The sequence below is a fragment of the uncultured Ruthenibacterium sp. genome, from assembly GCF_963558415.1.
Taxonomy (GTDB): Bacteria; Bacillota; Clostridia; order Oscillospirales; family Ruminococcaceae; genus Ruthenibacterium.
The window spans coordinates 1-9,136 of sequence record NZ_CAUWGY010000090.1; the positions used below are offsets into that span (position 1 = coordinate 1).

Annotated in this window: 10 protein-coding genes and 1 pseudogene; 7 read left to right on the forward strand and 4 right to left on the reverse strand. The window is 57.2% G+C overall.

What is annotated here, in order from left to right; translation table 11 throughout:
- The 3 genes and pseudogenes from AB5H98_RS11575 to argH all read left to right on the forward strand — a co-directional run.
- Positions 1–201: pseudogene (locus AB5H98_RS11575) on the forward strand (argininosuccinate synthase); the annotation flags it as partial.
- A 2-nt stretch (positions 202–203) separates the two neighbouring features.
- Positions 204–881: a dimethylarginine dimethylaminohydrolase family protein gene (locus AB5H98_RS11580; protein ID WP_367926052.1), complete on the forward strand. Its 678-nt coding sequence runs from the start codon at positions 204–206 to the stop codon at positions 879–881.
- Between the two features lie 18 nt (positions 882–899).
- The gene (gene argH, locus AB5H98_RS11585) at positions 900–2,234 is read left to right on the forward strand and encodes an argininosuccinate lyase (RefSeq protein WP_367926053.1); all 1,335 of its coding nucleotides are present in this window, start codon (positions 900–902) and stop codon (positions 2,232–2,234) included.
- A 55-nt stretch (positions 2,235–2,289) separates the two neighbouring features.
- Here the strand turns inward: argH and AB5H98_RS11590 are convergent, their stop codons facing one another.
- Positions 2,290–4,122: a heavy metal translocating P-type ATPase gene (locus tag AB5H98_RS11590; protein ID WP_367926061.1), complete on the reverse strand. Its 1,833-nt coding sequence runs from the start codon at positions 4,120–4,122 to the stop codon at positions 2,290–2,292.
- Between the two features lie 201 nt (positions 4,123–4,323).
- On the opposite strand from AB5H98_RS11590, the gene AB5H98_RS11595 reads away from it, so the two are divergent.
- A complete protein-coding gene (locus AB5H98_RS11595; RefSeq protein ID WP_367926054.1) occupies positions 4,324–4,680 on the forward strand; it encodes a helix-turn-helix domain-containing protein in 357 nt (118 codons plus the stop codon).
- Between the two features lie 78 nt (positions 4,681–4,758).
- Positions 4,759–6,018: a hypothetical protein gene (locus AB5H98_RS11600; RefSeq protein WP_367926055.1), complete on the forward strand. Its 1,260-nt coding sequence runs from the start codon at positions 4,759–4,761 to the stop codon at positions 6,016–6,018.
- Positions 6,019–6,065: 47 nt separating this feature from the next.
- Here the strand turns inward: AB5H98_RS11600 and AB5H98_RS11605 are convergent, their stop codons facing one another.
- The 3 genes from AB5H98_RS11605 to AB5H98_RS11615 form a co-directional block, all read right to left on the reverse strand.
- Positions 6,066–6,320: an HPr family phosphocarrier protein gene (locus AB5H98_RS11605; protein ID WP_367926056.1), complete on the reverse strand. Its 255-nt coding sequence runs from the start codon at positions 6,318–6,320 to the stop codon at positions 6,066–6,068.
- A gap of 184 nt (positions 6,321–6,504) precedes the next feature.
- Positions 6,505–6,780: a metal-sensing transcriptional repressor gene (locus tag AB5H98_RS11610; protein ID WP_367926057.1), complete on the reverse strand. Its 276-nt coding sequence runs from the start codon at positions 6,778–6,780 to the stop codon at positions 6,505–6,507.
- Between the two features lie 25 nt (positions 6,781–6,805).
- Positions 6,806–7,576, reverse strand: a complete 771-nt coding sequence (locus AB5H98_RS11615; RefSeq protein WP_367926058.1) for an IclR family transcriptional regulator — start codon at positions 7,574–7,576, stop codon at positions 6,806–6,808.
- A 234-nt stretch (positions 7,577–7,810) separates the two neighbouring features.
- Between AB5H98_RS11615 and AB5H98_RS11620 the strand changes: the two genes are divergently transcribed.
- Both AB5H98_RS11620 and AB5H98_RS11625 read left to right on the forward strand, forming a co-directional pair.
- Positions 7,811–8,758, forward strand: a complete 948-nt coding sequence (locus AB5H98_RS11620; protein ID WP_367926059.1) for a bifunctional 4-hydroxy-2-oxoglutarate aldolase/2-dehydro-3-deoxy-phosphogluconate aldolase — start codon at positions 7,811–7,813, stop codon at positions 8,756–8,758.
- A 22-nt stretch (positions 8,759–8,780) separates the two neighbouring features.
- On the forward strand, positions 8,781–9,136 hold a 356-nt coding region (locus tag AB5H98_RS11625; RefSeq protein ID WP_367926060.1), incomplete at its 3' end, for a PfkB family carbohydrate kinase.

A 9,136-nucleotide genomic window follows, 5' to 3' on the forward strand; every position in this document is an offset into this window, starting at 1 on the left:
ACCGGCGATGTGAAACTGAAGCTTTATAAGGGCAACATCATCCCCGCCGGCACAACGTCTCCTTACAGTTTGTACAGCGAGGAGCTGGCCACCTTCGGCGAGGACGAAATTTACGACCAGAAGGATTCCGCCGGGTTCATCCATTTGTTCGGCCTGCCCATCACCGTGCAGGCAAAGCTCAAACAGAAATGGGAGGAGTAATCATGTTTCAGCATGCCATCGTAAAAATTCCCTGCAAAGCGATGATCAACGGCATCACCGACCACCCGGAGCTGGGGGTCCCGGACTACGAAAAAGCCCTGGCTCAGCACGCGGCTTACATCGAGGCGCTTAAAAAATGCGGCGTGGACGTGACCGTTTTGCCCCCGGACGAAGCATATCCCGACTCCTGCTTTGTAGAGGACCCGGCCATTGTCACCAAGTACTGCGCCATCGTCACCAATCCCGGCGCGGCCAGCCGCAAAGGCGAGACTGCGGCCATTGCCCCGGTGCTGGAGCAGTTTTATCCAAAAGATAAAATTTTTCACATCACGGACCCGGGCACCCTGGAGGGCGGAGACGTGATGATGTGCGGCGACACCTTTTATGTGGGCCAGTCCGCTCGCACCAACGCCGAAGGCATCCGCCAGTTGGGCGAGATTTTGGGACAGTTCGGCTGCAAGGTGGTGGCGGTGCCCCTGACCGAGGTGCTGCATTTGAAAACCGGCGTGGTATATTTGGAAAACAACTGCATCTGGATGAACGGCACAGTCATCGTGCCCGCGGGCTATCCCACCGTCCAGGCGGCGGTGGAGAGCCTTGGGTATCCGGTATTGGTGTGCGACACTTCGGAGTTTCGCAAAATCGACGGCGGGCTGAGCTGTTTGAGTCTGCGTTTTTAAGAGGGGAGGAGACCACATATGGCCGACGCATACCAAACCCATCTGTGGGGCGGCCGTTTCAAAGAGGACGAGGACGCCTGGATGGAGCGCTTCAACGGGGACAACTGCGCCACGGCCTGGCTCATTGAGCCGGATGTGCAGGGAAGCGTTGCCCACGTGGAAATGCAGGTGGAGTGCGGCATGCTCACTTTGCAGGAAGGGCAGATTTTGAAAGAGGGCCTTGCGGGCATTTTGGCTGACTACAAGGCCGGAGCGCTGCCCTATACTTCCGATTACGAGGACGTGCACACCTTTGTGGAACTGAATTTGATCCGCCGGGTAGGGGACGTGGGCAAAAAATTGCACACCGCCCGCAGCCGCAATGACCAGGTCAACACGGACATGAAGCTGTTCGTGCGGGACACCGGACGCGGGGTGGCCGGGCGTCTGGCCCACTTTTGTGCTACGTTGGAACAGGTGGCTGCAAAGTATCCTTGTATCATGCCAGGCTACACCCATTTGCAGCGGGCGCAGGTGGTCACGCTGAAATACCATCTGCTGGCTTACAAGGAGATGATGGAACGGGACCGCCGGCGCATCGGAAACGCCTTGAACCTGCTGGACCAGTGCCCCCTGGGCTGCGGTGCGCTGGCGGGCACCACCCATCCCATCGACCGGGAATTCACGGCCCAGCGGCTGGGTTTTTCCGGCCCGTGCAAAAATTTTCTGGACGGCGTGTCCGACCGCGACTACGTCATCGAGATGACCGGCGCCTATGCCATGACCATGATGCATCTGTCCCGCATGGCCGAGGAGCTTGTGCTCTGGAGCAGCGCGGAGTTCGGGTTCATCACCCTGGACGACCGATACACCACGGGCTCCAGCATCATGCCCCAGAAGAAAAACGCCGACGGGGCCGAGCTTGTGCGGGGCCGCACGGGCCACGTATACGGCAATCTCCTCACGCTTTTGACCATGATGAAGGGGCTGCCCCTTGCGTACAACAAAGATATGCAGGAGGACAAAGAGGCCTATTATTCCAGTTGGCAGATCGTTTCGGACAGCATCGAGGGCATGGACCGGATGATCGCCACCATGACGCCCCATCCCGAAGCCATGGCCGCGGCGGTGAAAAAAGGCTTTCTCAACGCCACCGAAGTGGCGGATTACTTAGTCAAAAAGGGCATGCCCTTCCGGGACGCGCACGGCCTGGTGGGCCGCATGGTGCTGTACTGCGAAGAGAAGGGCAAAGCCATCGAGGATTTGACCGATGAAGAGCTGGCCGGATTTTCGCCCCTTTTGGAGCCGGATGTGCGAAGCGCCATCGACTACGACGCCATTTTACACATGGGCAACAAAAAAGAAATGCTGTAAAATCAAAAACCCCCGGAATCTGTTTCCGGGGGTTTGTTTTGTATGAGCGGGGAACTCAAACATCCGCCCGCCGTCTGAAGCGCAGCAAAAGCGCCGAGTGCACGATCACCAGCACCGAACCGGCGTTGTGTACCAGCGCGCCGGCCACAGGATTCAAAAGTCCGGTCATGGCCAGCGCCACAGCCACAAAGTTCAAAGCCATGGAAAAGCTCAGATTGATGCGAATCACCGTCATCATTCGCCGGGACAAAGCCAAAAGATGGGGCAACTGACGAATGTCGTCGCTGACTAAGGCGATGTCTGCTGCATCCACGGCGATGTCACTGCCCCCCTTGCCCATGGCAATGCCCACAAAGGCACGCTTCAAAGCGGGGGCGTCGTTGATTCCGTCTCCCACCATGCAAACGGGCTGACCGTTGGCCTGCATCTCGTCGATGCGGCGCAGTTTGTCTTCGGGCAGGCAGTCTGCGTACACCGATTCAATGCCCAGCGGCCCGGCAATGGTGTGCGCCGCTCCCGCCCGGTCTCCGGTCAAAAGCACGGGGTCTGCGCTCAGTTTTTTCAGCGCTGCCACGGTTCCCGCCGCTGTGGGCCGCACGGTGTCGGCCAGAGTCAGCACGCCTGCGGCCAGGCCATCCACTGCCACGCAGATGCAGGTGCCGTCCTCGGTTTCGGGCGCTTTGACGCCCAAACTTGCCAGCAAAGCGGGGCTGCCGGCAGCCACGTCGCGGCCGTCCACCTTGGCCCGCACGCCCCGGCCCGGCACCATGGTAAAATCTTCACACGCCGGGGCACTCCGGCCGTACCGGGATTCAAAATCCCGCACCACGGCTTTGCCCAGCGGATGCTCGGACATCTTTTCGGCTCCGGCAGCCAAAGCGAACAAATCCTCTTTTTGCCAGCCGTTCAAAGGCAGCACCTTTTCCACCCGGGGCTGTCCCAAAGTCAGGGTGCCGGTCTTGTCAAAGGCGATTTTTTTCACTTGCGAAAGCCGTTCCAGCGCGTCGCCTTCCCGCACCAGAAACCCGTGCCGGGTGGCGTTGCCCATGGCCGCTGTCACCGCTGTGGGGGTGGCCAGCACCAATGCACAGGGGCAGAACACCACCAGAATGGTCACTGCCCGAATGATTTGGCCTGTCACAAGTCCGGTCACGAGTGCCGCCGTCAGGGCCGCCACTACGATCCACGTGGCCCACCGGTCCGCAATGCCCACGATTTTTGCTTTGCCTGCGTCCGCGGACTGCACCAGCCGGATCATGCGCTGCAAAGAGCTGTCCTCGCCCACCCGGTCGGCCCGCATGGTAAAGGCGCCAAACTGGTTCACCGTGCCGCTGAACACCGGGTCTCCCGGTCCCTTGTCCACGGGCAGGGACTCACCGGTCATCACCGCCTGATTCACCGAAGTGGTGCCCTCCTGCACCGTGCCGTCCACGGGAATCGTCTGTCCGGGCAGCACCCGCAGCACATCGCCTACCTGCACCTGGCTGGCATCGATCACCTCTTCGCCAGCATCGGTCACGCGCCGGGCCGTGCGCGGGCTAAGACGAACCAGCCGCTCAATGCCCGCCCGGGCCTTGGCCACGGTGCGCTCTTCCAAAAGCGCGCCGATTTGCATGATGAACGCCACTTCGCCCGCGGCAAACACCTCTCCGATGAACACCGATGCAATCAGCGCCAGGCTCACCAGCACATCCGCCTTGATGTCAAACCGGGTGATGAGTCCTTCGGCGGCCTCCTTCAAAATCGGAATGCCGCACACCGCCACCGCCACCCAGGCCGGGTCCACCGCAAAACGTCCGCCTGCCAGCAAACTGGCCACCAGAGAAAGTCCGCCCAAAACCAGAAAAACGACTTCCCGCTTTTCGGCATCTTTCAAAATTTTATACACTCGCTCCACTGCACACCACACTCCTTTTATACCTATGGGGGGTATAGGTATAGTGTATCCCTAAAGGAATTTTCTGTCAACAAGCAAGTAAAAAATGTGCGAAGATACATGAAAATCAATGACTTTTGTATAATATTATCACTGTATCGAAATCGGTTTTTCCGATACAATGAGACTTAAACACTGGTGGCGAGGAAGGACATGGGCGAAGTGGAAAGAAATATCAACGGAAAAATCAAAGACATTGCGGTGAAGCTGCGCCGCATCCGGGAACGAAAGGGACTCACACGGGAAAAATTTTGTGAGCCGCTGGGAGAAAACAGCGAGTATTGGGGACTGATCGAACGCGGGGAGCAGCCCATCAGCCTGGTAAAGCTGTTACAGGTGTGCGAAGTATACGACATCCCGCTTGAGAGCGTAGTCACACTGGATTATACCGAAGATGCCCGTAATGATTTGTACTTGCGCCAGGACATCGCGGGCCTTTTGGATCAATGCAAAGGCCGCCAGTTGGAAGTAATCCACAAATTCATCGAGGACATTGCCCTGTCGCTGTAAAGCGGCAGGCTTTTTTTATTGATACAAGTTGGTGACAACAAGAGGATAAAATTTTTTATAGGAAAGGGGGGACACGCTGTGAAAAAGCATGTTTTCAAAGGGGCGCTGGGTCTGGCGCTGGCACTTTTGACAGCGTGCACCCCTGCGGCGTCCTCAAATGCGCCTTGCGAATCCGTGCCGCCTGAGAGCGCCGTACAGCAGCCGGCCGCTGTGCCTGCAGCCGACGCCGGACCGCTGACTTTTTACGGTTTGGAAGATGGAAGCGGCAACGGCCGGGGATATTATGAGATCCTCATGCGCGAAGGCAAACCTCCGGTCCTCACATGCACGGATTTTGAAGCTGCACAGCGAACGGTTTTGTGCGAGCAGCCCGGCTGTGCCCACACGGACGAAAACTGTTCGGCCTTTGTACAAATCACCACCAGCCGGCCGCGGCTGCTGGCTCTGGACGACCGGCTGGTGTTGGTACACGGTCGGGTGCCGGCGCTGGGGCAGACCCCGGCGGTGCCTGCCCGGGTGGAGGTGCGCGAAATGGACGGCACCGGCAGCCGTACGGTGTTCACCTTTGGGGCCAACGAAGATGTGGGCCTTTATTTTGCCGCGGACAAAAAGCATCTCTACGCGCTGATAAGGACGCTTTCCGACGGGGGAAGCGTCCTGGACGCGCGGCTTTTGCGGGTGGAACTGGACAGTGGTGCAGTGGAGAACCTGGCGCAGCTTGGCAACCCTCAGGACAACATCCTCGTTGTGGGAGTGTTCCAAAATCACGTGGTGATGAAGCGCATCTATGAGGGCGGATGGTCCCGCCAACTGCCCACGGACAACTGGGAGCAGAAAATCTCCTCGCAGATCCACAGCCTCTTTTTTGTAGATGAGAATGGACAGGAACAGCGATTGTTTCAGTGGCAGCAGTTCCAGAGCGTAGGCTTTGTGTTTGACCAGTGCTGCTATGTGTTTGACAAAGATGGCGAGCTTCATAAAGCGGATTTTCTCACCGGAGAGGACACTGTGCTTGCATCTTTTGGGCCTGAGTGGGGAACGGATTTTGTGGATTGTCCGGTAAAAATCGGCGACACGCTCATTCTTGAAATGAGGCCCGAGGGGACACTGCCAGGCCAGGTCGCCACACGCCGTTTTGCAGTGAACACCGTAGATGGCACACAAGTGGAGCTGCCCCAGCAGACCCTTTTGGAAGGCTGGCAGCAGCCGGTGCCCATCTTATACGCCGACGACCGGCGTGTGCTGACGCTGTGGGAAAACGGCCAGTATGGGCTCATGGACACATCGGACTTTTTAGCGGGCAGCGATGCGTATCTCCCTGTGCCGCTTGCACAATAAAAAAGAGCGCCGCATGTTTTTTACATGCGGCGCTCTTTTCTTTTTTGTTACACACCGGCCAAAAGGTTTGTCACGGCCTTGAGTGCCTCTCTTTCGTCCGGTCCATCCGTCTGAACGGTCACGGTCATGCCGGGCCAGAGCGTCAGGGCCAAAACTCCCAACATGCTCTTGGCATTGGCGCGGCTGGAATCGCAGACAAGAAAAATAGAACTTTGAAAAGAATGAGCGGTCTGAATCAGTTGGGACACCGGATATTCCCGGGTCTGGAACCGCTCGGCGATCACAACGTCTTTTTGCAGCATGGTGTTTCCCTCCCATTTGGCTGGCAAGGGTCCGCGGCCGCACAAAACCGGGAAACCGGTGGAAAAAACGGGGACATATGTCGCAAGGGACCCTTCAGGCTTGTGATAGAAACATAGGACTTCTGTTTACTATTATATAGATTTTCAGGCCTGGTTTCAACCCGCCCGGGGCTTTTTTTCGCCGTCAGCTCATGCGCGAAAAATGCTCGATGGCCTTGGCGAAGTTTTCAATGGTCTTGTCGGCATCCCCATGCTCGATGCCGTCCCGCACGCAGTGGTTCAGATGCCCTTCCAGCACGATTTGCCCCACTTTGTGAAGAGCGCTTTTCACCGCGTTGATTTGAATGAGCACATCCTCGCAGGGTACGTCCTCATCCACCATTTTGTCGATGGCATTGACCTGTCCGGCAATTTTTTTCAAACGCCGGTGCAGATTTTCTGCGTCCATGCACTGTTTCATAGGTGCACCTGCCTTTCCTCAAAACTCAATGCCAGCCCAGATCCCGCAGAATGTCCTGCCGGGCGGAAAGTCCCATCTGGGCCAAATCCTTCATGCGCTGCGCCGTCATCTGGGCCGCCAGACCCGAGATGCTGAACGCCGCCTCGGCTCGGCCGTTCATGCCCGGCACCGCCAGTGCCACGCACCGGATGCCAAGCTCGTTTTCCTCATCGTCCACAGCGTAGCCCGCCATGCGCACCCGCTTGAGCTCCTCGACCAATGCGCCAAAATCCGTGATGGTGTGCTGGGTCAAAGGCCGAATCGTGCTTTTGCGCCACACCCGCTCGGCCTCGCCGTAGCTCTGGGTGGCCAGGATCGCCTTGCCCACGCCCGTGCAGTACATGGGAATGCGCAGCCCCACGTGACTGGACATGCGCATGGAGCCAATCCCTGCCTCGGCTTTATAAATGTAAACGATGTCAATGCCGTCCTGAATCACCAGGTGCACCGCCTCGCCTGTGTGGCGCGAAAGTTTGTCCAGATGCGGTTTTGCCACCGACAAAATGTCCATGTCGTTTACAATGCCGCTGGACAGTTCAAACATTTTCAACGTCAGACGGTAGTGCGTGGAAAAACTGTCCTGTACGGCATAGCCCAGAGCTACCAGACTGGACAAAAGCCGGTGCGTGGTGCTCTTGGCAAGACCGCTCTCTGCACTGATGGTCTGCAAAGATGCGCCCTGCGGATGTGCGCTCAGCACCTCGATCAGCGAAAAAATGCGTGCCACGCTCTGTACCCCGCCGTTTACATTTTCCACAAACAACCCTCCCGTATTTTTTGCGAATTCCACAATGTGAAACTCCGTTCCATTGTATTGTACGGTATCCGAAGGGGAAAAGCAAGGGAAAAATCAAGGATTTGCGCGGTTTTTGAAAAAAACCACCCAAAACACATTGACAACCGCATCGGGATGTTTATAATGAAGTCAGCAAGAAAGTGGAACGCGGTTCCATAATACGGAACACCACTCTGTGACAAAGGAGAAGATATCATGAACGACGTGCTGCAAAGAATTTATGAGATCGGTATCGTGCCCGTGATCGCTCTGGACGATCCGGAAAAGGCTGTGCCCCTGGCCAAGGCTCTGGTAAGAGGCGGACTTCCCGCTGCGGAAGTGACTTTCCGCACTGCTGCCGCTGAGGAGGCCATCAAACGCATCGTGGCGGAAGTGCCCGAAATGCTGGTGGGTGCCGGCACCGTTCTGACCAAAGAGCAGGCGGACCGCGCCATTGCCGCGGGCGTAAAGTTCATCGTGAGCCCGGGCTTCAACCCGGAGATCACCAAATATGTGATCGATAAAGGCATGCTGATGATGCCCGGTACTGCCACTCCCGGCGAGATGGAGCAGGCCATGAGCATGGGTCTGGATGTTGTGAAGTTCTTCCCGGCCGAGCAGAACGGCGGCGTGGCCAAACTGAAAGCAGTGGCTGGCCCCTACACCAATCTGCGCTGGATGCCTACTGGCGGCGTGAATTCCAAAAACCTGATGGACTATCTGTCCTTCAACAAGATCGTTGCCTGCGGCGGCACCTGGATGGTCAAGAAAGATTTGATCGAGGCCGAGAAGTGGGACGAGATCGAGCGTTTGACCCGCGAGGCAGTCAGCACCATGCTGGGCTTCGAAGTCAAGCACATCGGCATCAACACCGAGAACGCTGAAGAGGCTATGAAAGCCGCCAAATTGTTCGGCGCTATGTTCGGATTTGACATTGCCGAGGGCAACTCCAGCATCTTTGTGGGCAACAAAGGCGTGGAGATCATGAAGAAAATGTACCTGGGCAAAAACGGCCACATCGCTATCGGCACCAACACCCTGCCCCGTGCCATCGCTTATTTCAAAGCCAAAGGCATCGAGTTCCGCGAGGAGACCGTTACCGCCAAAGCTGCGTACTTCAAAGATGAGATCGCTGGCTTTGCCATCCACCTGGTTCAGAAATAATTGAAAAGGAGAGCATATACATATGTCTAAGAAAGTTGTCACCTTCGGCGAATTGATGATTCGTCTGCAGCCCTACAACTACGAGCGTTTCGTTCAGGCCGACCATCTGGAGTTCACCTTCGGCGGCGGCGAGGCCAACGTGGCCGTTTCTCTGGCCAACTACGGCATCGACGTGTCTTACGTCACCAAACTGCCTGCTCATGCCATTGGCCAGGCCGCTGTGAACAGCCTGCGTCGTTACGGCGTAGACACCAGCAAGATCACCCGCGGCGGCAACCGTGTGGGCATCTACTTCAACGAGAAGGGCGCTTCTCAGCGCGGCAGCGTGTGCATCTATGACCGTGCACACTCCGCTATCCAAGAGGCAACCACTGCTGA

Coding starts and splice junctions, on each gene's coding strand:
- AB5H98_RS11580 (WP_367926052.1), top strand. CDS start 204: ATGTTTCAGCATGCCATCGTAAAAATTCCCTGCAAAGCGATGATCAAC.
- argH (WP_367926053.1), top strand. CDS start 900: ATGGCCGACGCATACCAAACCCATCTGTGGGGCGGCCGTTTCAAAGAG.
- AB5H98_RS11595 (WP_367926054.1), top strand. CDS start 4,324: ATGGGCGAAGTGGAAAGAAATATCAACGGAAAAATCAAAGACATTGCG.
- AB5H98_RS11605 (WP_367926056.1), bottom strand. CDS start 6,320: ATGCTGCAAAAAGACGTTGTGATCGCCGAGCGGTTCCAGACCCGGGAA.
- AB5H98_RS11610 (WP_367926057.1), bottom strand. CDS start 6,780: ATGAAACAGTGCATGGACGCAGAAAATCTGCACCGGCGTTTGAAAAAA.
- AB5H98_RS11620 (WP_367926059.1), top strand. CDS start 7,811: ATGAACGACGTGCTGCAAAGAATTTATGAGATCGGTATCGTGCCCGTG.